The following is a 23,011-nucleotide window of genomic DNA, read 5'->3' on the forward strand; positions in this document are numbered from 1 at the left end:
CAATCTTGGAGCGGAGAACAACGCCAGAAGAGCATTGTTCGCCGCACTCAGGCTTACTTGCTGTCCTTGGTCACCAGCACCACATCGGTCTTCACCGTGGCAGGCAGCTGGTTTTGCGGCGTCTTGGCGGCCAGGGCCTTCTGCGCCAGTTCGATGCCGAACACGGCCTGCTTGGCGGCGTACTGGTCGGCGGTGGCCAGCACGCGGCCGTCGGCCAGCATGGGCTTGATGGCGCCGATGTTGTCGTAGCCCACCACTTGCACCTTGCCGGTCTTGCCTGCAGCCTTCACAGCGGCCACGGCGCCCAGAGCCATGCTGTCGTTGCCCGCCAGCAGGGCCACCAGGTCCGGGTGCTCACGCATCATGCCGGCGGCCACGGTGTTGCCCTTTTCAATCTCCCAGTTGCCGGACTGCACGCCCACCACGGTGATGTTGGCGGCCTTCATGGCGTCCTGGTAGCCCAGGGTGCGCTGCTGCGCATTGAAGGTGGTGGACACGCCTTCGATGATGCCGACCTTGTCACCGGCCTTCAGCGTCTTGGCCAGGTGGTCGCCCACTAGCTTGGCGCCCGCGCGGTTGTCGGGGCCCACAAAGGGCACGGTGATGTTCTTTTCCTTCAGCGCATCGGCATCGAGCTGGTTGTCGATGTTGACCACGAGGATGCCCTTGTCGATGGCCGCCTTGACCACGGGCACCAGCGCCTTGGAGTCGGCCGGGGCCAGCACGATGGCGTTGACCTTCTGCGCCACGGCCTGTTCGATCATCTTGATCTGCGCCGCCGTGTCGGTCTCGTTCTTGATGCCGTTGGCCACCAGCGTGTATTCCTTGGCGTGAGCCTTTTGGTGCGCCTTGGCGCCGTCTTCCATGGTGCGGAAGAACTCGTTGGCCAGCGACTTCATGATGAGCGCGATCTTCGGCTTGTCCTGCGCAAATGCAGGGCTGGCCAGCAGGCTGCCCACAACGGCGAGGGCGGCGGCGGTCTGAACGGAACGGCGGGTGAACTTCATGGGTGTTGTCTCCAGGTTGGAATGTGGATAAAGGCAACGCTGAACAAGCCTCTCGCGCCCGGCGCATCCCTGGCTCAGCACGGTCTGCAGCGTTGCAAATCCTCGCGATAGCTACGGCTATCGCTGTGGTTTGCGCCTTGCAGCCCATCCCGATCCAGGGCCCGCCGCATCGCGGAGGCTTATTCAGCGCCGCCCTCAGGCGACTGACAGCCCGGAGAGAAACCCCCGGCAGACTCCGCAAGAAAGGAGCGCCTGCGGCTGCCCGGTGCCTTGTCGCGATCGGGATGATAACGAAAGCAAACGTTTGCGCAAACGTTTGCTAATCAGTAAAAACCCGGAGATGCCTATATTGGAGGATCTGGAGCACGCAGGCGGTTTGCAGTTTTTGCGCCCAAGAAAAAGGGCGCCGAAGCGCCCTGGGGGAGGTTGCCGGGTGCGGTGTTCGGGCCGCCGCGCCCATGAACAAGGTCAGGCCTTGCGCAACTCCCTGCGCAGGATCTTGCCCACATTGCTCTTGGGCAGCTCGTCGCGGAACTCGATGTACTTGGGGCGCTTGTAGCCGGTGAGGTTCTGGTGGCAGTAGTTGGCCACTTCGTCCTCGGTCAGGGCTGGGTCGCTCTTGATGATGAACACCTTGATGGCCTCGCCCTGTTTCTCATCGGGCACGCCAATCGCCGCGCATTCGACCACGCCGGGGCACAGGCTGATGACCTGCTCCAGCTCGTTGGGGAACACGTTGAAGCCGCTTACCAGGATCATGTCCTTCTTGCGGTCGATGATGCGGGTGTAGCCCTGCGGGTCCATGATGCCGATGTCGCCCGTGCGCATAAAACCATCGGGCGTGAAGGCCTTGGCGTTCTCTTCAGGCTGGTTGTAGTAACCCGTCATCACGTTGGGGCCGCGGATGCAGATCTCGCCCGACTCGCCCTGGGGCAGGCTGTTGCCTTCGTCGTCCTTGATGGCAATGTCGATACCCGGCAGCGGCAGGCCGATATTGCCGCTGAAGGTGGTGCTGATCACCGGGTTGTTGGTGCCGATGGCGCAGGTCTCGCTCATGCCCCAGCCTTCGATCATGGTGCTGCCGGTTACCTTCTGCCACTGCTTGGCCGTGCCCTCGCTGGCCGCCATGCCCCCGGCCTGCGACACGCACAGGTGCGAGAAGTCCAGCGTCTTGAACTGCGGGTTTTGCAGCAGCGCGTTGAACAGCGTGTTCACCGCCGGCAGCATGTGGAAGGGCCGCTTCTTGAGTTCGGCGATGAACTTGGGAATGTCGCGCGGGTTGGGGATCAGCGTGAGGCTGGAGCCCTGGCGGATGGCCAGCAGGCACAGCGTGAGCGCGAAGATGTGGTACAGCGGCAGCGCGGCAATGCTGTTGGCCTTGGAGAGGTCGCCCACCTTGGACAGCGCGGGCGTGAACCACGCCTCGGCCTGCAGCGTGGCGGCCACGATGTTGCGGTGGGTCAGCACCGCGCCTTTCGACAGGCCCGTGGTGCCGCCGGTGTACTGCAGGAAGGCAATCGAATCCAGCGTGGCTTGGCTGGGTGCGAGCGACTTGTGCTCGCCCAGCGACAGCGCCTTCTTGAAGGTGACGACCTTGCGGCCATTCGACAGCGGCAGGTCGTACGCAGGCACCATCTTGGCCAGGTGGCGCACGGCAAAGGTGATCCATTTGCCAAACCAGAAGCCCAGCAGGTCGCCCATGGACGCCATCACCACATGCTTGACGGCGGTGTGGTCCACGACCTCGGCCAGCGTGTGGGCAAAGTTCTCCAGGATCACGATGGCCGTGGCACCGGAGTCCTTGAGTTGGTGCTCCAGCTCGCGGGCGGTGTACAGCGGGTTCACGTTCACGCAGGTGTAGCCCGCGCGCAGCACGGCGGCCATGGTCACGCCAAACTGCGGGATGTTGGGCAGCATGATGGCCACGCGCGCACCAGGCTCCAGCCCCAGGCTTTGCAGGTAGGCGCCCAGCGCGGCCGAGCGGCGTTCCAGTTCGCCATAGGTCATCCACTGGTCCATGCAGACCGAGAACGGGCTCGATGCGTGTTTGCGGAACGACTCTTCCAGCAGGTGGGCCACAGAGCGGTATTGCTCGGGCTTCACGTCATGCGGGACGCCCGGGGGGTAGCTCTTGAGCCAGATCTTTTCCATGCGCGTGTTTCCTTCCCTTGTGCTCGCCAAATGCCATTGATAGGTGGGCACAGATTGTGGAAGGCGGGCGCGTTGCGGGCTATCGGGCTTGTCCTAGTGTGTGGTTAAGCTGGGTCCCGCAGGTGACAGGATCGGCGTCGAAGAGCAAATCCATCAGCGCCCGCTCACGTTGTTCAATGGTGGCCAGGAACTGCTCCACCCCGCCGCGCTGGCGCGCGAGCTGGCCGAAGGTGTCAAAGCCGGCCTCCAGAAACTTCTGCAGTGCGCCCATGCCCGCTGCGTTGGCCGGGCCGCGCATCATGCGCAGCATCATCCGCAGGCCGGGTGTGCGGGTGAGGCGCGCCAGGTCGGTGCCCATGGCCAGCACGCGCTCCAGCTGCTGCTGGCGCGCGTGGCGTTGTCCGACGGCCCGCCAGGCGGCGGCGTAGCGGGCGGCGTTGTTGGCCGCATCGGCACCTTCATGCGCAAGCCAGGCGCGGCCCATGTCCTGGTCCAGTTCCTCGGTCTGTGCGTGCAGCACGGCAAGGGCTACGGCGGTATTCACGACCGGCTGGGGAAACATGGTCTGCAGCGTGCCCGCGATGCGGCCAAACTGCTGGTCTCGGTCGGTGTAGTCGGTGTCGCTGTACAGCTCTTCCAGAAAAAACCGGGCGGCGGGCCCGAACGCGGGTGACGCCATAAGGTCCGCATAGGTGCCGCGAAAGCGCCGCGCCTGAAAGGTCTTGACGCTGCCCACCGCCGCCCCCAACGCCGGGTCGCCCGTGCGGTGCAGGCGCAGGGCGGTCACATCGGCAATGGCATCGCGGATGGTCTGGGCGGCATCCATGGGGCGGGGTCCTTTCAGCGTTCTGCGGGGTGCGGTGTCGGGCTGTAGTCAGACCGCACAATGCGGCTGGTCCATTACAACATTTGCCCATCACCACCATCATGATGATCGCGCGCTGGCAACGAACCCTTCTTCTGAGCATCCTGCTGGCCATGGCCGCCTGGCTGGTGTGGCAATGGCCCCATTCACCCTGGCGCGCCGTGCTGGGGGCCTTGGTACCGCTGTGTCTGTACCTGGTGGTGATGGCGGTGGAGTTTGTGCTGATGCACATCACCAACTGCACCGACGCCGCGCCGCGTGCCCGCCTGTCGCAGGTGGTCGGTGCCTGGTGGGCCGAGGTGTGGGTGGCGCTGCTGGTCTTCTGCTGGCGCCAGCCGTTTCGCCACCAGTCCGTGCCCGACTGGCTGCCTGCGCAGCCGACCGGAAAGCGCGGCGTGGTGCTGGTACACGGCTTCATGTGCAACCGGGGGCTTTGGCTGCCGTGGTTGGCGCCGTTGCAGGCGCGGGGGCATGCCTATGTGGCGGTCAATCTGGAGCCGGTGATGGGCTCGATTGACGAGTATGCGGACATCATTGAAGACGCTGTGCGCAAAGTGACGGCGGCCACGGGGCAGGCACCGGTGTTGTTGTGCCACAGCATGGGGGGCTTGGCGGCGCGGGCGTGGCTGCGGGCGCACCAGGCGGATGGGCGGGTACACCGCGTGTTGACGCTGGGCACGCCGCATGGGGGCACGTGGCTGGGGCGTTTTAGTCGCGCGGTGAATGGGCGGCAGATGAGTTTGGCGGGGGACTGGGTGGTGGCGTTGCAGCGGGAGGAGCCTGCGGGGCGGGCGGCATTGTTTACCTGTTGGTATTCGAACTGCGACAACATCGTGTTTCCGGCGACCACGGCGGCGTTAGCGGGGGCGGAACACCGGTTGGTGGAAGGGGTGGCGCATGTGCAGATGGCGTTTGATCCTGGGGTGATGGCGGCTTGTCTGCAGGAGGTTGGTCGGGGGTGATGTTTTGGTTTTATTGGCTGGATGTGCTGGTGGGATATCCGCTGGTAGCTATTGATTTTGTAGTGTTTTGTTGCGTGCGCTGATTGGGGGGCGCGCCTTTGTTGAGGGCTGAGGCCGGGAGTCGCCCGGCATGCGAGTAACTTTCTTTTGCTTCGCCAAAAGAAAGTCACCAAAGAAAAGGCGCCCCCCAGTCTGCGACCCCTTCGCGGTGCGAAGGGGCAAACCTGCGTCGGGGCGGTTGCGGGGTGCGCCGTGGAACTCACTGCGCTGCGTTGCAGCTTCGTTCAGACATCCACGGCGAGTCAGTTCACGAAGCATGGGCGCTTCGACGCCCATGCTCACCCCGCAACCGCCCCGCCGCAGGCGCAGCCAGCAGGGGTTGGACAGCCAAACAGCCAACATCCATTCGGGCCATTGCTTCGCTCGGCTGCGCCTGCGCAGCGCGTGGCGCTTGCGCCCGCGAGTTGGGGCCGAGCGCAGCGCAGCGAAGCAAAGGCCCGTGTGGATGTTCTGCCCCTTTTGCCCCTCTGGATGCGCCGAGGAGCGCAGGGTTTGGCGGATCAGGGCTCGCGATTGTCTGAGCGAAGTGAAACGGAGCGAGTTCGAGCGAGACCCCGCCAAACCCGAGCACCACAGGTTGCCCCGGAGCGAAGCGCAGGGGACGCAGACAGTGGGGTCGCCCTTTCTTTGGTCCCTTTCTTTCGGCGACGCGAAAGAAAGGGACTCGCATGCCGGGCGACTCCCGGCCTCCGCCCTCAAACCAGGCACAGCGCCCGCTTCATCCGCAAGCTCCAACAACCTCAGCCACGTATTGCCGGATGTAGAGAAAATGCTATTAAAAGAGTAGCTGCTAAGGCATGACTCACTAGCGCTAGCAGCCAATACCACTAGAAATCAAGCCGCCACAGCCTCCCGTTCATCCGCCGCAAACTCCGGCAGCCCCCGTAGCCGCTCATAGATCGGCGCAAAGTCCGCTGCCGTCATCTCAAACAACTGCTCAAAGCTGTCGATCACAAAATACGTCTGCTGGTACGTATCGATCTTGTAGCGCGTGCGCATCGTCCGCTCCAGTTGCAGCGGAATGCGCTGCGGCTCCGGGCTTTGCACCGAATACGCCAACTCGCCCGAAGAACTCAAAATCCCTGCGCCGTACGCCCGCAACTGCCCCGCCTCGCGGATCAGCCCGAACTCGATCGTGTACCAGTACAAGCGGCTCAGCATCTCGCACGACCCCAGCCCCTGTGCTTTCAGCCCGCCCTGGCCGTAGCGCTGCACATAGTCGGCAAACACCGGGTTGAACAGCAGCGGCACATGGCCGAACAGGTCATGAAAAATGTCGGGCTCGACGATGTATTCGAACTCCTCGGGCTTGCGGATCCAGTCCGTCACCGGGAATTTGCGGTTGGCCAGCAGGGTGAAGAAGGGCACCTCGGGGATCAGGCCGGGCACGCCCACCAGTTCCCAGCCTGTGGCTTTGTAGAGGCGCTCGTTCACCTCTTCAAAACGCGGAATGCGGTCGCTCGCGCCCAGTGAGGGCAGGGCGTCGATGAACGCCTGGCTGGCCAGTCCCGGCAGCAGGGCGCGCTGGCGCTCGTACAGGCGGCGGTAGGTGTCGTGGTCCGCGGCGGTGTAGGCCGCGTAGTCTTGCGGGCAGGTGTAGTCCGCGTTGGCACGCGAATAGTCGCCACGCGGTGGGCGGGTGGATTGGCCATAGACGACAGGGGCTTGTCCCATTTTTTCTCCTTTGCCGCCATGGTCGGCGCACCGCGACGGGGGTGCGCACCAGCCCACGCGGCTGCTAATCGATCTTGATCTTTGCGGCCCGGATCAGAAATTCGTACTTGCTGTTTTCCGAGCGCACAAACTGCGCAAACCCGTCGAGCGTCAGCTCTTCGGGCGTGATGCCCATCTTCTTGAACTTCTCCTTGCCGGCAGGTGAATGCATCGCGGCGCTGAACGCGTTGGCATAGCGGCGTGCGTCCGCATCGGGCAGCGAGGCCGGCGCGAACAGGCCGAACCAGGTGGACACGTTGAAGCCCTGCACGCTGTCGTTGATGCTGGGCACTTTCGGTAGCGCCTCGTTGCGGCTGAGGGTGGTCACACCCAGCGCCAGCAGCTTGCCCGACTGGATCTGCGGCAGCGCCGAGGCCAGGTTGTCAAACACCATCAGCACCTGGCCGGATTCCAGCGCGGCGAGCGCGGGCTTGGAGCCCTGGAACGGCGTGTGGCCCATCCGGGTGTTGGTGAGCGACTTGAACATCTCGGCCGAGATGTGGCCGATGCTGCCGTTGCCGCCCGAGCCGTACTTGGCCTGGTCCGGGTTCTTCTTGAGGTACTGCACCAGGTCGGGCGTGGTCTTGATGCCCAGCTTGGCCGCCTGTTCCGCGTTCACCACCAGCACATTGGGCGTGCGCGCCACGAGGACGAGGGGTTTGAAGTCCTTGAGTGCGTTGTAGGGGAAGTTCTTGTACAGCCAGGGGTTCACCGCGTGCGTGGCCACGGCGCCCATCAGCACCTGGTTGCTGGTCTTCCCGGCCTTGGCGACCTGGTCGGCGCCGGTATTGCCACCTGCCCCCGGTTTGTTCTCCACGGTAATGGAGCCCAACTGGGCTGCAGCACCATCGGCCACGATGCGGGCCGAGGTGTCCAGCGGACCACCAGCGGGGTAGGGCACCACGATGGTGAGCGGGGCAGACGGGTTCTGCGCCAGCGCGACAGTGGCCGCGCTGGCCAGAAGGGTGCTGAACAGGGTGCTACGGAGCGACATCGGGATCCTTTTGAGTTCCGGGGAGCGCGCAGTATAGGCACCTGTGCAGGGTTAACCCTGGATGTCCGATGTCTTATGTGTTCAGCACGCCACGGCGGATCTGGTCGCGCTCCAGCGATTCGAACAGCGCCTTGAAGTTGCCTTCGCCAAAGCCGTCGCGGTAGTCGCCTTCGCGCTGGATGAATTCAAAGAACACCGGGCCCAGCATGGGCGTGGAGAAGATCTGCAGCAGCAGGCGGGGCGTGCCGTCGGCCGTGGTGCCGTCCAGCAAGATGCCGCGCGACTGCAGCTCGGGCACCGGCTGGCCGTGGCCGGGCAGGCGGGTGTCCAGCATTTCGTAATAGACCTCGTTGGGCGCGGTGGCCAGCTGCACGCCGGCCATGCCCAGCTTGTCCACCACGTCCAGCAGGTTGTCGCAGATCAGCGCGATGTGCTGAATGCCTTCGCCGTTGAACTGCATCAAGAATTCTTCGATCTGGCCGCCACCCTGCTTGGACTCTTCGTTCAGCGGGATGCGGATCTTGCCGTCGGGCGCGGTCATGGCCTTGGACGTGAGGCCCGTGTATTCGCCCTGAATGTCGAAGTAGCGGATTTCGCGGAAGTTGAACAGCTTCTCGTAGAAGTTGGCCCAGAAACCCATGCGGCCCCGGTACACGTTGTGCGTGAGGTGGTCGATGAGGTTCAGGCCGTGGCCCACGGGGCGGCGTTCCACGCCTTCGATGAATTCAAAGTCGATGTCGTAGATGGACTTGCCGTCTTCAAAGCGATCAATCAAATACAGCGGTGCGCCGCCAATGCCCTTGATGGCGGGCAGGCGCAGCTCCATGGGGCCGGTGGGGATCTCGATGGGCTGGGCGCCCAGTTCCAGCGCGCGGTTGTAAGCCTTGTGCGCATCCTTCACACGGAAGGCCAGGCCACAGGCGGAGGGGCCATGCTCGGCACCAAAGTAGGCGGCCTGGCTGTGGGGCTCGCGGTTCAGGATGAAGTTGATGCCGTTCTGGCGGTACAGCACCACGTCCTTGGACCGGTGCTTGGCTACCAGGGTGAAACCGAGCTTTTCAAACACCGCCTCCAGCACGCCGGGCTGGGGCGAGGTGAATTCGACGAACTCGAAGCCCATCAGGCCCATGGGGTTGTCCCAGGCAGCGAGCTGGGCGGTGGTTTCTTGCGGCAAGGCGGCGTTCATGGGGTGTCTCCGGCATTCGTTGATGAATGTCATGGACTGTAGGCGCGGCCTGCCTCATGTTTCTGGCGAAATCAAGAGGCTTTGGCCTTTGATTTGCAGGAATCTTGTGAATGGTCAAAATTTCGCGCAGTCTGGCGGCGCGCCGGGCAGGGCTGGCCGCCGCAGCGCTGCGCGGTCGGCAGAAGGTCCCTATGAGCCCGAGGTGCCCGCGTTGAGCTGGCGCAGCGCCAGGGCGGCGTCAATGCGTTGTTGCTCTTCGGGCGAGAACAGCTGCTGGCGCAGTTGCTGCAGGCCGGGGCCCTCGCCCTGCTGGGTGCGCGCTTGGATGTACTGGTCGAGGCGCTGGTTCCAGTGCTGTTCGTCACGGTCCAGCTGCGCCATGGCCTGGGCGGCTGCCGGGCCGTACTGCGCGCTGCGGGTGGCGTAGCGGCTGCGCTCGTCGGTGTTGCTGGCGTTAAAGGCGGCCGTCTGCGCTGCGGCCGCCATGTGAGCGGTGGCGGCACTGCGCTCGGCGCGGCGCTCGGTGGAGAGTTCGTTGTCGGCCGCCTGCAGCGCCTGGGCGCGCTGCTCGGGGCTGAGCTGGGTGTTGCGCTCAATCTCCAGGCGCGCCAGGGTGTAGCGGTCCAGGTCGGCCTCGCGGGCAAACAGGGCGTCGTATTCGGCGTCGTCAAAAAACTGCAGGCGCACCTTGTGGCGCGCCTCCAGCGCGTCGCGCAGCGCGCGTGGGTCAGTCAGGTCCTGCGGCGCACGCAAGCTGCCCAGGGCCACACGGTAGTCCACGTAGCGCTCGGCCAGTGCCAGGGCTCGCGTGGCCAGGGCGGCGGGGAAATGCCGGTTGACCAGCGCGGCCAGGCGCTGTTTGAGCGTGGCTGGGTCGCTGGCGTCGCCCGCTTCCATCAGCAGGGCTTCCAGCGTGTCGCGCAGGCCGTGCACCAGCAGGGGGTCGGCTGGGCCGTCGGTGGTGATGGCGCGGCGGCGTGCAAAAAAACTGTGGTCCGCGCCCTGTGCTGGCGAGGGTTGTACCTGGGCACCGGCGGAGGCGGCGGTCGCCCCTGCCGGTGATGGGTGTGTATCCCCCGCGCCGAACCCGGCAGGGCCCCCCAGCCACCACACCACGGCGACCGTGGTGAGGGCCAGGACTGCGGCGGCAACCGCCCAGGTGCGCGAGGGCTGGGCCATGGCTTACAGGCCTTGTTGCTTGAGGCGGTTGGCGTGCTGGCGGTACAGCGTCACCGGGTCGGTGGAGAACCAGTCGCGCAGGCCCAGCAGCTGGTTGACTTCGTCGAGGTGGTTCTGGCGGTAGTCGCCCAGGTGTTTGCCCAAGCGCGACGAGCAGGCCGACACCAGGCCATCGTTGGCTTCGCCAAAGGTCAGGCTCAGCGTGGCCAGTAGGGCGTCGCTGGCATCGAGCACGTTGGTCAGGGGCAGGGTGCCGGTCCAGGAGTAGTAGCGCACACCGTTCACCAGCTCGGCGCCGCTGCCGCAGCCGGAGGTGGGCACGCCTTGCGGAAAGCGGCTGTTGAACTTGGCCGAGCCGGCCGTGGTCAGCGAGTCCAGCGCCGCCGTGGGCATCTGGGGCAGGCCGGTGCCGCCGGAGGTCAGGTTGATCAGGCCCACCAGTGCCTTGGCGGCGGCGCTGGCCACGGCTTCGGACACTGAACCTGCGGGCGCTACGCCGCGCAGGATGTCTGCCACGCGCGAACCCCGGTTCACGCCGCCAATCGACGTGACCGATGCCACCAGCTGTGGCGCCACACCGGCTACATAGCGGGTGGTGGGGCCACCGTGCGAGTGGCCCACGAGATTGATCTTGGACGCCCCGGTCAGCGCGAGGATGGTCTTGACCTGCGCCAGCAATTGCTCGCCACGCACCTCAGTGCTGTTGGCGGCCGACACCTGGGCCACGTAGACCTTGGCGCCGCCCTGGCGCAGCGCGTCGGGGATGCCGTAGAAGTAGTCGATGCCCAGGGCCGAGTCAAAGCCGAACAGGCCGTGCACCAGCACGATGGGGTAGCGCGTCTGGGTGTAGCCCGTCTGCGCCTGCGCGCCCACGCCCAGCAACAGCAACCCCGCTGTGGCCGCCAGCACCAGTCGCCGCAAAAAGCGGCTGAAAAATCCGGTCATGTGTTTGTCTCCGTTGGTATGGTTTCTTATGCTTGCAAAAACGAACGACCGTTCTTTTTTGCGAGATCAATTCTTGTATTCAGCCCCTGGAGTCACTATCGGGACATACCCGCGTGTGCGCCGCAGCATGCAGAAACTGTGCAGTTGTTCGTAAAATCCTGCGCCATGAAAGCCTTTGACGCACTCGACAAGCTGGACCGCTCTATCCTGCGCCGCCTGCAGGACAACGGCCGCGAGACGTACGACGTCATCGGAGAGCAGGTGGGTCTGTCGCCCAGCGCGGTGCTGCGCCGCGTCAAGCGGCTGGAGGACAGCGGCGTGATCCACCGCTACGTGGCCCTGGTGCAGCCCGAGGCGGTGGGGCTGGGACTCACGGCGTACCTGAACGTACGGCTGGAAAAGCACACCGAAAGCCACAAACGCAACCCCATGGACCTGTTCCGCGCCAGCGTGCAGACTTGGCCCGAGGTGGTGGAGTGCGCATCGCTCACCGGCGAAATGGACTACCTGTTGCGCGTGGTGGTGGCCGACATGGCGCACTACAGCCGCTTCATCATGGACACCCTGCTCAAGCACCCCAGCGTGCAGGACTGCAAGACCAGCTTTGTGCTCGACCGCGTGAAGGCGACCACGGCCGTGCCGGTGTAACCCGGCGCGGGCCTTGGCCCGGGGATGCGCCCGGGCACGTCACAGGTGTGACTCGCTGTGGCGTCTATTGATGTGGCGGAGGTTGCTGTAGGGCGGTCCGCGCTTTACGCTCTACCCTGTGCGAAGACGGCTTGGCGCTGAGTGGAGTGCAGCCGCTCCAGCCGTCGCGTCTGCGACCCCTGCAGAGGAGATTTGGGGTACAGATACTCTTAAATTGATAGCTATTGAGGCATGATCGTCTAGCGCCTAGGGCCGATTTTTCGGTATTTTGAGTCGGATCACTATTTTGTTGCGGCGCAGCAATTTGGACTGGAAAAGATGAGGGAAAACCCTTATATTTGGCGACATGTTCGCAACCAAAGACTGGCTCAAGGCATCCTGGTACGCAGGCCGGGACATGCTGCGCCCGGTAACCGGCGGCTCTTCTGCCTCTGACATTCACATCCACCAGCAGGAGACGCCCGTGATGGTTCCTATCCGCTCCCTGGGCCCCTCCTATCGGGAGCGGATCACCCAGCACCTGCTGCAGCTGGAGCCTGCAGACCGCTACCTGCGCTTTGGCTATGCCGCCAACGACGAGCAGATCCGCCGCTACGCCGAGCAGCTCAACTTCGAGCGCGACGAAATTTTTGGCATTTACAACCGCCGCCTTGAGCTCATCGCCATGGCCCACCTGGCGTTCTCGGAAAACCCCGAACACAAGCCCTGTGCCGAGTTTGGCGTGTCCGTGCTCAAGCAGGCGCGGGGCCGTGGCTTTGGTGCGCGCCTGTTCGAGCGCGCCGTGATGCATGCGCGCAATGAGGGCGTGAACATGGTGTTCATCCATGCGCTGTCTGAAAACACCGCCATGCTCAAGATCGCGCGCAACGCCGGTGCCACGGTGCGCCGCGATGGGTCCGAGTCCGAGGCTTACCTGCAGATTCCGCCCGCCAGCCTCGACACGCGCATGACCGAAATGGTCGAGCAACAGTTCGCCGAGGTGGACTACCAGCTCAAGAAGCAGGCCAAGCAGTTCTGGGATTTCCTGGCCAGCGTGCAGGAAGTGCGCAGCGGCGTGCAGCACGCGCGCCACCAGTCGGCCGAGTGAGCGACCCGGGCCGCGCCGGGTCGTGAGATCGGCCGGTGTGGTCCTGTCACGGCAATCCGCTATCCTAGGGGCCTGATTCACTACCGCACGTCCTGCACTCCAGACAGTGTCTGACCCGCACCCCGCGCACCCTGGGCGACTGCCCGAGAGGGAAGACAAGCGCAGCTTCCTGCAGAAAGTGGCCGAGTTCATCCACCCTGGACCGGATTCGACGGAAGAACTCATCGAAACCCTGGCCGAGGCCGAGGACAACGAGGTCATCGGCGCCGAATCGCGCGTGATGCTGGAGCGCGTGATCCGCATGGCCGACATGACGGCGGGCGATGTGATGGTGGCCGCTCCGCGCATGGACCTCGTCAACATCGATGCGCCTTTCGAAGAGCTGCTGCACCTGGTGATCAGCACGGCGCATTCACGGTTTCCGGTGTACCAGGGCGAGCGCGAGAACATCATCGGCATCCTGATGGCCAAGGACCTGCTCAAGCTGCAGCGGGCCCCTGAGCTCAACATCCGCGCACTGCTGCGCCCCGCAGCCTTTGTGCCCGAAAGCAAGGGCTTGAACGACCTGCTGCGCGAGTTCCGGGGCAACCGCAACCACCTGGCCATCGTGATCGACGAGTTTGGCCGCGTGGCCGGGCTCATCACCATCGAAGACGTTCTGGAGCAGATCGTCGGCGAGATCGAGGACGAGTTCGACATCCCCGAAGACGATGGCGACATCTTTGGCCTGGCCGACCGGACCTACCGTGTGAGTGGTGACACCCCCATCGAGCGTGTGGCCGAGGCCTTTGAGGTGGCCATCGTGGGTAGCGACCCCAACGAGCATTTCGACACCATCGGCGGCCTGATTGCCCACGAAATGGGCCATGTGCCCAAGCGCGGTGAGCATCTGCAGCTCAGCGGCCTGCATTTTGTGGTGCTGCACACCAAGGGCGGGGCGGTGCGCTGGTTCAAGGTGTCCAGGGTCGAAGACACGCCCTCCGACGGCTGATGTCGCGGCGCTCTCGGATGGCGGGCGGGCCGCTGCTGCCGCAACTGCTGCTGGCGCTGGCGGCGGGCCTGGCCCAGGCGGCCTCGCTGGCCTGGCCGGGCAGCGGCCAACCCTTGTGGTGGCTGCAGCTGGCTTCGATGGCTGCACTCGCCTGGATGGTGCGGCCTTTCGCTGTGGAGCACCAGCGCGTCGCTGCGCCCTGGCGGCGCGGTGCGTTCGTGGGTGGGTTGTTTGCCACCGCCTGGCTGGCAGGCACTTTCTGGTGGCTGTTCATTTCCATGCATTCCTATGGCGGCCTGCCCGCGCCGTTGGCCGTGGCAGCGGTGCTGGGGCTCGCTGCCTTTCTGGCCAGCTACTACGCGGCGGCTTTGGCCTCTTTTTGCCGATATGCGCCGGTGAATCGTGCCGGAAGTGCTCTTCTTTTCGGAGCGCTGTGGCTGCTGGCCGAACTGGCACGGGGCGTCTGGTGGACGGGGTTCCCGTGGGGTGCAGGCGGCTACGCGCATGTGGATGGGCCGCTCGCCGTGCTGGCCCGCCACATGGGGGTGTATGGCATCAGCGCGGTGGCTGCTGCGTTGGCGATGGGCGTGGTGCAGGTGCGTGCCGCCGACCTGCGCAACGTGCGCTGGTGGGCGCTGGTGCTAGCGGCGGGCGGCCTGCTGGCCTGGGCCACGGTGGACCGGCTGTGCGCGGTCAATCTGTGCCACACCCCGGTACGGCGCGCAGCGCCCGCCCTGAGCCTGGAGCTGCTGCAGGGCAATATCCCCCAGGACGAAAAGTTCCAGTCCGGCAGCGGCGTGCCCGTGGCCCTGCAGTGGTATGCCGACGCCCTGCGCAACGCCCAGGCTGACCTGGTGGTGGCGCCCGAGACCGCCATACCGCTGCTGCCGCAGCAGCTCATTCCGGGGTATCTGGAGGGCATCCAGCAACGCTATGCGCAAGGGGCCCGGGCCGCCATGGTGGGCATTCCGCTGGGGGATGAAGCGCAGGGCTACACCAACTCCGTGCTGGGCATGAGTGCTGCCACACAAGCCGAGCCCTACCGCTACGACAAGCACCACCTCGTGCCGTTTGGAGAGTTCATTCCGCCGTTTTTTAAGTGGTTCACGGCCATGATGAACATCCCGCTGGGCGACTTCAACCGGGGGACCGTGGGCCAGGCGTCGTTTGCCGTGGCGGGGCAGCGCATCGCGCCGAACATCTGCTACGAAGACTTGTTCGGCGAGGAGTTGGGGGCGCGATTCATTGACCCCGCCCAGGCCCCCACGGTGTTTGTCAACTTCAGCAACATCGGCTGGTTTGGCGACACCCTGGCCATCGACCAGCATCTGCACATCAGCCGCATGCGTGCGCTCGAATTCGAGCGCCCGATGGTGCGCGCCACCAACACGGGAGCCACGGTCATCATCGACCACCGGGGCGTGGTCACGCACCAGCTGGCCCGCTACACGCGCGGCGTGCTCAAAGGCGAGGTGCAGGGCCGGGGGCTGGACGCACAAAGTGGCTGGGCCATCACGCCTTACGCGTGGTGGGTGTCCCGCTGGGGGCTGTGGCCGCTGTGGGCGCTGGGGGCTCTGGTGCTGGTGGGGGCCATGGTCGCCAGCAGGGGCCGCAGGCCGCGTGGCAATTGATCCAGGTCAGGCATTGCGCCCGGCGGCGCAGGGGCCTGCGCACCCCCGTGTTTAGAGGCGGCTCCCTATGCCTTGATAATAGAGGCCCGCAACCGGGGGCTGGTGTTGCGTAAAACGATGATTTGAGGCGGGCCATCCGCCGTTCTGGAGCACGACTGAAAATGGCAGATTCCTTTTCCTACGAACAACTGATCGCCTCGGGCGAGGGCCGGCTGTTCGGCGCTGACAGCGGGCGTCTGCCGCTGCCACCCATGCTGATGTTTGACCGCATCACGCACATCGACAGCGATGGTGGCGCGCACGGGCTGGGAAAGATCCGCGCCGAGCTCGATGTCAAACCCGACCTGTGGTTCTTTGCCTGCCACTTCCAGGGCGACCCGGTCATGCCTGGCTGCCTGGGGCTCGACGCCATGTGGCAGCTCATCGGTTTTTACCTGACCTGGCTGCAACTGCCGGGCCGGGGCCGCGCGCTGGGTGCGGGCGAGGTCAAGTTCACCGGCGAGGTCGGCCCTGACGTGAAACTGGTCACCTACGAAATCGATATCAAGCGCGTCATCAAGCGCAAGCTGGTCATGGCCATCGGCGATGCCCGCCTGCTGGCCGATGGCAAGGAAATCTATGTGGCCAACGACCTTCGCGTGGGTCTGTTCAAGCGCGAGGAAGACGGTAAGGACGCAGCATGACCACCAAGAAGCGCGTAGTCATCACCGGCGCGGGCATCGTCTCGTGCATTGGCAACGACCTGGCCTCCGTGGAAGCTTCGCTGCGTGCGGGCACCAGCGGCATCAAGGCCGTGGAGAAGTTCAAGGAACTGGGCCTGCGCAGCCAGGTGGGCGGCGCCCCGGAGATCGATATCGAAGCGCGCATTGACCGCAAGCAGCTGCGCTTCATGGGCGATGCGGCGGCCTATGCGCAGATCGCACTGGAAGACGCTATCCAGCAAGCGGGCCTCACGCCAAGCCAAGTCAGCCACCCGCGTACCGGCCTCATCATGGGGTCGGGTGGCGGCTCGCCCGCCAACCAGATCGAAGCGGCCGACACGCTGCGCGAAAAAGGCATCCGCCGCGTGGGGCCCTATCAGGTCACGCGCTGCATGAGCTCCACGGTTTCTGCGTGCCTGGCCACCAACTTCAAGGTCAAGGGCATCAACTACTCCATCACATCGGCCTGCTCCACGTCCGCCCACTGCATCGGCGCGGCCGCGCAGCAGATCGCCTGGGGCGTGCAGGACGTGATGTTTGCGGGCGGTGGCGAAGAGTTGAGCTGGGGCATGTCGCTGCTGTTTGACGGCATGGGCGCCATGTCCAGCAAGTACAACGAAACGCCCGAGAAGGCCTCACGCGCCTACGACGCGAACCGCGACGGCTTCGTGATCGCTGGCGGCGGCGGTGCCGTGGTGCTGGAGAGCCTGGAGCACGCCCAGGCCCGTGGCGCGACCATCCTGGCCGAAGTGGTGGGCTTTGGCGCCACCAGCGACGGTGAAGACATGGTGGCCCCGTCGGGCGACGGTGCCATTGCCTGCATGCAGCAAGCCATGGAAGGTCTGGACGCCCCCATCGACTACATCAACACTCACGGCACCTCCACCCCCGTGGGCGACATGCAGGAAGTGCGCGCCATGCGTGCCCTGTTTGGCGACAAGGTGCCACCGTTCTCGTCCACCAAGTCGCTCACCGGCCACTCGCTGGGCGCCACGGGCGTGCAGGAGGCCATCTACTGCATGATCATGCTGAACAAGGGCTTCATCGCTGGCTCTGCCAATGTCGAGACACCTGACCCGGCCCTGGGCGACATGCCTCTGGTCACGCAAACGCGCGATGCGCAGCTGAACACGGTGTTGTCCAACAGCTTCGGCTTTGGTGGCACCAACGCCAGCCTGGTGCTGCGCCGCTGGAACCACTGACCGCGGACTCCCCACCGCAACGGCCTGCCTGTCTCTGGACATGCAGGCCGTTTTTCATGGGCTCTATCGGGCCGTCAGCGCCTGACGGGCCTTGGGGTTGGGCTGCAGGGCCTCGTGCAGCAAGGCGGGCAACATGCCCAGCATGCGGGTGGCCTGCAGACCGGGCGGAAAGGCGCGCGCGTGGTAGCTGTACAGCGACATGGGGGCCAGCTCGTGCAGCTCCTGCGCCACCATCTGTGCAGGGTCCAGCCCCTTGGCGGTGAGAAAGTCCACCACCGTCCAGCCCATGCCCCGGCGCACCAGCTCCAGTGCCAGGCGTGATGTCTGCACCTGGATGCCGGGCCCGGCGGGGGAACCGAGGCGGTGTGCGATTTCGTCAATCGCCTGGCGCATGGGGTCGTCGCCCACCAGGCGGATCACGGGCACCTGCGCCAGCCGCGCACCGGGGCTGGCGGCACGGGGAGCACGCGCCCACACGCTGGTCGCGACCGCCAGGTACAAGCGACCACTGACCAGCAGGTCGCTCGCGATTTGTGGGTGGGGGTGCTTGTAGAAACCCAGGCAAAAGTCCACGCTGCGCGTGAGCAGGGCCTGCGTCATCTGGTCCTGATGAATGGTGCGCACCTCCACACCCACCTGCGGATGCTGCTCGGCATGGTGCTGCAGCAGGCGCGGCAGAAATTCGTGCGTGATGGACGGTATGGCGCCCAGCCGCACATCGCCCGAATCACTGGTGGCCAGGTTGCGCGCGGTGCGCTTGAGCGCATCCAGCTGCCGGTAGATGCCGGTGGACTCGGTGGCCAGCACCTGGGCCTCGGGCGTCGGGGTCAGGCCTGCGGGCGAGCGGTTGAACAGCCGGTAGCCCAGCTGCAGCTCGGTGTGCGCCACGGCCTTGCTGATTGCTGAGGGGGTGATGCACAGCAACCGCGCCGCAGCGCTCATGTTGCCGGTTTGCAGCACGGCCTGAAAAACTTCCAGTTGTCTCAAGTTCATGGCGGAGTTGTCTTGTGGCGGTGGCCGGTGGGCACTTCATGGCCTTCGAACGGCAGTTCTGGGGTGTGAGCTGAATTCATAAGGGTGGGTCAATTATTCCGCATGACTGTGTTCTGGTTTCTCATAGGATGCGGCACCGCTTCACCGGCGGTTTTGAATAAAGCGGCGCAACGCGTGCTGCCACCCAAAAAAATCAGGAGACTTCTTCATGCGCATTTCTTCCTCCCCCACCGCCAGCCGCTGGCTCGCGGGTTTGCTGTTGTCTGCTGCCTCCGCCGTTGCCATGGCCCAGGCTGCCAAGCCCAATGTGGTGGTGCTGGCCACGGGCGGCACCATTGCCGGTGCGGGCGCCTCGGCCGCCAACAGCGCAACCTATGCCGCCGCCAAGGTGCCGGTGGACAAGCTGCTGGCAGGCCTGCCTGAGCTGGCCAATGTGGCCAAGGTGTCGGGTGAGCAGGTGTTCCAGATCGCCTCCGAGAGCTTCACCAACGAGCACCTGCTGCGCCTCGGCCAGCGCGTGTCGGCCCTGGCCAAGCAGGCGGACGTGGACGGCATCGTGATCACCCACGGCACGGACACCCTGGAAGAAACCGCGTACTTCCTGAACCTCACCGTGCGCACCAACAAGCCCATCGTGGTGGTCGGCTCCATGCGTCCCGGCACGGCCCTGTCGGCCGACGGCGCGCTGAACCTGTACGACGCCGTGACTGTGGCCGCCAGCAAGGACGCCGCCGGCAAGGGCGTGCTGGTCACGATGAACGACGAGATCCAGAGCGGTCGCGATGTGAGCAAGACCATCAACATCAAGACCGAGGCCTTCAAGAGCCAGTGGGGCCCGCTGGGCATGGTGGTGGAAGGCAAGAACTACTGGTTCCGCGCCCCGGTCAAGCGCCACACGACCAACTCCGAGTTCAACATCGACGACATCAAGGCGCTGCCCGCCGTGGACATCGTGTACGGCTACGGCAACATGAACACCACGGGCATCGAGGCCTACGGCAAGGCCGGCGTCAAGGCGCTGATCCATGCCGGCACCGGCAACGGCTCGGTGGCTGCACAGGCGGTCGATTCGCTCAAGGCCTTGCGTGGCCAGGGCGTGCAGATCATCCGTTCGGCCCGTGTGCCCGATGGTTTTGTGCTGCGCAATGCCGAGCAGCCCGACGACAAGTACGACTGGGTGGTGGCCCATGACCTGCGCCCCCAAAAGGCCCGCATCCTGGCCATGGTCGCTTTGACCAAGACCAACGACAGCAAGGAACTGCAGCGCATTTTCTGGGAGTATTGATCCCTGTTTCCGAGGTTAGAACGCCATGCTTTGACGCGATGCATGCGTTGACGGCCACACCCGTGTGGCCACCGGTACGCACCGGCTTATAGCTCGCGTGACTGGTTGGGAAGGCTGGGGCTCCAAAAGGGCTCCGGCCTTTTTTCATGGGCGCGGGCCGGTGTTGCTGGCGCTGCCGCAGCACGCGCGGCTGCGCGCCGTAAAATCACCGGTTTGCGCGCGCGATGCCCGTCCTTGTTGCCCATGGGGCGGCGGGCGCTGGGTTTGGCTCGCGCACCGCGTTTTCTTCTTTTTCCCCTTACTTGCCAGGCCCTGGCTTGCCAGTGCCTCAGCCACAGACGCCATGTTGACATTCCAGCAAATCATTTTGAAGCTGCAGTCCTACTGGGACGCGCAGGGTTGCGCCCTTTTGCAACCCTATGACATGGAAGTGGGCGCCGGCACCTCGCACACTGCCACCTTCCTGCGCGCCATCGGCCCCGAGCCCTGGAAGGCCGCCTACGTGCAGCCCAGCCGCCGCCCCAAGGACGGCCGCTACGGCGAGAACCCCAACCGCCTGCAGCACTACTACCAGTACCAGGTGGTGCTCAAGCCCGCACCGGCCAACATCCTGGAGCTGTACCTGGGCTCGCTCGAAGCCCTGGGCTTCGACCTGAAAAAGAACGACATCCGCTTTGTCGAAGACGACTGGGAGAACCCCACGCTCGGCGCCTGGGGCCTGGGCTGGGAGGTGTGGCTCAACGGCATGGAAGTCACGCAGTTCACCTACTTCCAGCAGGTCGGCGGCATCGACTGCAAGCCTGCCACGGGCGAGATCACCTACGGCCTGGAGCGCCTGGCCATGTACCTGCAGGGCGTGGACAACGTCTACAACCTCAAGTGGACCGACACACTGAGCTACGGTGACGTGTACAAGCAAAACGAGGTGGAGCAGTCCACCTACAACTTCGAGCACAGTGACGCCGACTTTTTGTTCACTGCCTTCAACGCGCACGAAAAGCAGGCCAAGTACCTGATGGAGCAGCAGCTGGCGTTGCCTGCGTATGAGCAGGTGCTCAAGGCCGCACACAGCTTCAACCTGCTGGATGCGCGCGGCGCGATCAGCGTGACCGAACGCGCTGCCTACATCGGCCGCATCCGCAACCTGGCCCGTGCCGTGGCGCAAAGCTACTACGAGAGCCGCGAGCGCCTGGGCTTCCCCATGGCGCCGCGCGAGTGGGTGGAACAGATGACGAAGAAGGCTGCGTGAGAGAAATGACGATGACAACCCAAAACCTCCTCGTTGAACTGTTTGTCGAAGAGCTGCCGCCCAAGGCGCTGCAGAAGCTGGGCGATGCTTTCGCCACCGTGCTGGGCGATCAGCTCAAGGCCCTGGGCCTGGCGACTGCCTCCTCGGTGGTCACGCCCTTTGCCTCGCCCCGTCGCCTGGCCGCGCATGTGACCGCCGTGGCCGACAAGGCCGCTGACAAGGCCGTGCAGCAAAAGCTGATGCCCGTGACCGTGGGTCTTCAAGCGGATGGCAACGCCACGCCTGCGCTGCTGAAAAAGCTGCAGGCGCTGGGCGCCGATGTGTCCAACCCCGCAGTCGCTGTAGCCGCCTTGAAGCGTGCGCAGGACGGCAAGGCCGAAGCCCTGTTCTACGACAGCGTGGTGCCCGGTGCCACGTTGCAAGCGGGCTTGCAAAAGGCGCTGGACGAAGCCATTGCCAAGCTCCCCATCCCCAAGGTCATGAGCTACCAGCTCGAAACCGACTGCGAGCTGCCCGGCTGGACCAGCGTGAACTTTGTGCGCCCCGCACACGGTCTGGTCGCGCTGCATGGCAGCACCGTGGTGCCCGTGAAGGCGCTGGGCCTGACCGCTGGCAACAGCACCACCGGCCACCGTTTTGAAGCCGCCGTGTCGCCCGTGGTGCTGGCCGATGCCGACAGCTACGCCGCCACGCTGAAGAAGGACGGCGCCGTGATCGCCAGCTTTGCCGAGCGCAAGGCCGAGATCGCGCGCCAGCTGGCTGCGGCTGCTGCGAAGGTGGGCAACGGCGCCCGCCCCATCGAAGACGAAGCCCTGCTGGACGAAGTGACCGCGCTGGTGGAGCGCCCCAACGTGGTCATCTGCCAGTTTGAAGAGCAGTTCCTGGGTGTGCCACAAGAGTGCCTCATCCTCACGATGAAGGCCAACCAGAAGTACTTCCCGCTGCTGGACGCCGCGGGCAAGCTCACCAACAAGTTCCTGGTGGTCAGCAATATCAGCCCCGAAGACACGAGCTTTGTGACCGGCGGCAACGAGCGCGTGGTGCGCCCCCGCCTGGCCGATGCCAAGTTCTTCTTTGACCAGGACCGCAAGAAGACCTTGGCCTCGCGTGTCGAGGGCCTGGGCAAGGTGGTTTATCACAACAAGTTGGGCACGCAGGGTGAGCGCGTGGAGCGCGTGCGCGCCATCGCCAAGGCGATTGCATCCCAGCTGGGCGACGCGCAACTGGTGGCAGACGCTGACCAAGCCGCTTTGCTGGCCAAGACCGACCTCGTGACCGACATGGTGGGCGAATTCCCTGAGCTGCAGGGCATCATGGGCGGCTACTACGCCCTGAACGACGGCCTGGGCGAGACCGTGGCGAACGCGATCGAAGACCACTACAAACCCCGCTTTGCGGGCGATGCACTGCCGCGCAACACCGCTGGTGTGGTGGTGGCGCTGGCCGACAAACTAGAAACCCTGGTCGGCATGTTCGGTATCGGCAACCTGCCCACGGGCGACCGCGATCCGTTCGCGCTGCGCCGCCATGCACTGGGGGTGATCCGCATGCTGATTGAACAGCGCCTGCCTTTGCATTTTTACGAGCTAACGCGGCTGGCTTTTGCTGCCTTCCCATCGGGCTTGGTTCAAGACAAGGCTGTTGAGTTGGACGAATTCTTGGTTGAGCGCCTCAAGGGCTATCTCCGGGATGGCGGCTTCTCCCCAGCGGAGGTGGATGCTGCCATTTACGCGCGCCACTTGGGACAGTGGGCCAGCATTCCGCAGCGCCTCGCAGCCGTGCGTGCCTTCGCGGCCTTGCCGGAAAGCCCCGCCCTAGCAGCAGCCAACAAACGCGTCGGCAATATTCTCAAAAAGGCGGAAGCAGAGGGCCCCGTGGATGCCCATGTGAACCCAGAGCTCCTGCAGGAAAAGGCCGAGCAGGACCTGTACGCCGCGCTGCAGCGCTTTGTGCCCGAGGCCAATGCCCAGTTCGACGCGGGCGACTACACCGCCAGCCTGCAGACCCTGGCCGTGCTGCGCGCGCCCGTGGATGCGTTCTTTGACGACGTGATGGTGAACGCCGAGCAGCTGGACCTGCGCCTGAACCGCCAGGGCCTGCTCAAGACGTTGCACGAAGCCATGAACCGCGTGGCCGATTTGTCCCGTCTGGCGGCCTGACCC

19 protein-coding genes are annotated in these 23,011 nt (G+C 64.9%); 10 read left to right on the forward strand and 9 right to left on the reverse strand.

Translation table 11 applies throughout. The features are described from left to right. Window positions 1–53: 53 nt before the first annotated feature. The 3 genes from C8C96_RS07240 to C8C96_RS07250 all read right to left on the reverse strand — a co-directional run bounded on the left by C8C96_RS07240 (window position 54) and on the right by C8C96_RS07250 (window position 3,984). Complete coding sequence (locus tag C8C96_RS07240) at window positions 54–1,007, reverse strand: sugar ABC transporter substrate-binding protein (protein WP_056647163.1); 954 nt, start codon at window positions 1,005–1,007, stop codon at window positions 54–56. A gap of 468 nt (window positions 1,008–1,475) precedes the next feature. Beyond that, entirely contained in the window at window positions 1,476–3,158 is a 1,683-nt protein-coding gene (locus tag C8C96_RS07245) for an AMP-binding protein (protein WP_110961523.1), read from the reverse strand. A 79-nt stretch (window positions 3,159–3,237) separates the two neighbouring features. Then, on the reverse strand, window positions 3,238–3,984 hold the full coding sequence (locus tag C8C96_RS07250) for a hypothetical protein (protein ID WP_121941899.1): 747 nt from the start codon (window positions 3,982–3,984) through the stop codon (window positions 3,238–3,240). A gap of 104 nt (window positions 3,985–4,088) precedes the next feature. Between C8C96_RS07250 and C8C96_RS07255 the strand changes: the two genes are divergently transcribed. Beyond that, window positions 4,089–4,985 carry a triacylglycerol lipase gene (locus C8C96_RS07255; protein WP_199737523.1) on the forward strand — a complete coding sequence of 299 codons (897 nt, stop codon included), beginning with the start codon at window positions 4,089–4,091 and terminating at the stop codon, window positions 4,983–4,985. A gap of 894 nt (window positions 4,986–5,879) precedes the next feature. On the opposite strand, the gene phhA is transcribed toward C8C96_RS07255, so the two are convergent. From phhA to C8C96_RS07280, 5 genes are all read right to left on the reverse strand, one after another. Then, on the reverse strand, window positions 5,880–6,719 hold the full coding sequence (gene phhA, locus C8C96_RS07260; RefSeq protein ID WP_056059511.1) for a phenylalanine 4-monooxygenase: 840 nt from the start codon (window positions 6,717–6,719) through the stop codon (window positions 5,880–5,882). 64 nt (window positions 6,720–6,783) lie between these two features. Next, on the reverse strand, window positions 6,784–7,752 hold the full coding sequence (locus C8C96_RS07265; RefSeq protein ID WP_121941900.1) for a tripartite tricarboxylate transporter substrate binding protein: 969 nt from the start codon (window positions 7,750–7,752) through the stop codon (window positions 6,784–6,786). A 73-nt stretch (window positions 7,753–7,825) separates the two neighbouring features. After that, complete coding sequence (hppD, locus tag C8C96_RS07270) at window positions 7,826–8,938, reverse strand: 4-hydroxyphenylpyruvate dioxygenase (RefSeq protein WP_056745461.1); 1,113 nt, start codon at window positions 8,936–8,938, stop codon at window positions 7,826–7,828. Window positions 8,939–9,127: 189 nt separating this feature from the next. Beyond that, complete coding sequence (locus C8C96_RS07275; RefSeq protein WP_121941901.1) at window positions 9,128–10,117, reverse strand: lipase secretion chaperone; 990 nt, start codon at window positions 10,115–10,117, stop codon at window positions 9,128–9,130. Window positions 10,118–10,120: 3 nt separating this feature from the next. Next, complete coding sequence (locus tag C8C96_RS07280; RefSeq protein WP_121941902.1) at window positions 10,121–11,062, reverse strand: triacylglycerol lipase; 942 nt, start codon at window positions 11,060–11,062, stop codon at window positions 10,121–10,123. A gap of 165 nt (window positions 11,063–11,227) precedes the next feature. Here C8C96_RS07280 and C8C96_RS07285 point away from each other — a divergent pair, with 165 nt between their 5' ends. From C8C96_RS07285 to fabB, 6 genes are all read left to right on the forward strand, one after another. After that, window positions 11,228–11,710, forward strand: a complete 483-nt coding sequence (locus tag C8C96_RS07285) for an Lrp/AsnC family transcriptional regulator (protein ID WP_121941903.1) — start codon at window positions 11,228–11,230, stop codon at window positions 11,708–11,710. A 346-nt stretch (window positions 11,711–12,056) separates the two neighbouring features. Then, window positions 12,057–12,797 carry a GNAT family N-acetyltransferase gene (locus tag C8C96_RS07290; protein ID WP_015012404.1) on the forward strand — a complete coding sequence of 247 codons (741 nt, stop codon included), beginning with the start codon at window positions 12,057–12,059 and terminating at the stop codon, window positions 12,795–12,797. A 106-nt stretch (window positions 12,798–12,903) separates the two neighbouring features. Further along, window positions 12,904–13,788 carry an HlyC/CorC family transporter gene (locus C8C96_RS07295; protein ID WP_121941904.1) on the forward strand — a complete coding sequence of 295 codons (885 nt, stop codon included), beginning with the start codon at window positions 12,904–12,906 and terminating at the stop codon, window positions 13,786–13,788. After that, the gene (lnt, locus tag C8C96_RS07300) at window positions 13,788–15,419 is read left to right on the forward strand and encodes an apolipoprotein N-acyltransferase (protein WP_121941905.1); all 1,632 of its coding nucleotides are present in this window, start codon (window positions 13,788–13,790) and stop codon (window positions 15,417–15,419) included. The genes C8C96_RS07295 and lnt overlap by 1 nt, the downstream gene beginning before the upstream one ends. 161 nt (window positions 15,420–15,580) lie before the next feature. Beyond that, the gene (gene fabA / locus C8C96_RS07305; RefSeq protein WP_008907199.1) at window positions 15,581–16,102 is read left to right on the forward strand and encodes a 3-hydroxyacyl-[acyl-carrier-protein] dehydratase FabA; all 522 of its coding nucleotides are present in this window, start codon (window positions 15,581–15,583) and stop codon (window positions 16,100–16,102) included. Continuing rightward, entirely contained in the window at window positions 16,099–17,322 is a 1,224-nt protein-coding gene (gene fabB, locus C8C96_RS07310) for a beta-ketoacyl-ACP synthase I (protein WP_108499965.1), read from the forward strand. The genes fabA and fabB overlap by 4 nt, the downstream gene beginning before the upstream one ends. Window positions 17,323–17,385: 63 nt before the next feature. Here fabB and C8C96_RS07315 read toward each other — a convergent pair whose 3' ends face one another. Continuing rightward, window positions 17,386–18,315 (reverse strand): LysR family transcriptional regulator, encoded by a 930-nt coding sequence (locus C8C96_RS07315; RefSeq protein WP_099731312.1) that lies wholly within the window; start codon window positions 18,313–18,315, stop codon window positions 17,386–17,388. Between the two features lie 208 nt (window positions 18,316–18,523). Here C8C96_RS07315 and C8C96_RS07320 point away from each other — a divergent pair, with 208 nt between their 5' ends. The 3 genes from C8C96_RS07320 to glyS all read left to right on the forward strand — a co-directional run bounded on the left by C8C96_RS07320 (window position 18,524) and on the right by glyS (window position 23,008). Further along, window positions 18,524–19,600 carry a type II asparaginase gene (locus C8C96_RS07320; protein ID WP_099731311.1) on the forward strand — a complete coding sequence of 359 codons (1,077 nt, stop codon included), beginning with the start codon at window positions 18,524–18,526 and terminating at the stop codon, window positions 19,598–19,600. Between the two features lie 343 nt (window positions 19,601–19,943). After that, window positions 19,944–20,849: a glycine--tRNA ligase subunit alpha gene (glyQ, locus tag C8C96_RS07325; RefSeq protein WP_010462637.1), complete on the forward strand. Its 906-nt coding sequence runs from the start codon at window positions 19,944–19,946 to the stop codon at window positions 20,847–20,849. A gap of 11 nt (window positions 20,850–20,860) precedes the next feature. After that, entirely contained in the window at window positions 20,861–23,008 is a 2,148-nt protein-coding gene (gene glyS, locus C8C96_RS07330) for a glycine--tRNA ligase subunit beta (protein WP_121943916.1), read from the forward strand. The last annotated feature ends 3 nt before the right edge of the window (window positions 23,009–23,011 follow it).

Origin of the sequence: Acidovorax sp. 100, from assembly GCF_003688355.1 — a bacterium.
In the GTDB taxonomy this organism is placed as follows: domain Bacteria; phylum Pseudomonadota; class Gammaproteobacteria; order Burkholderiales; family Burkholderiaceae_C; genus Acidovorax; species Acidovorax delafieldii.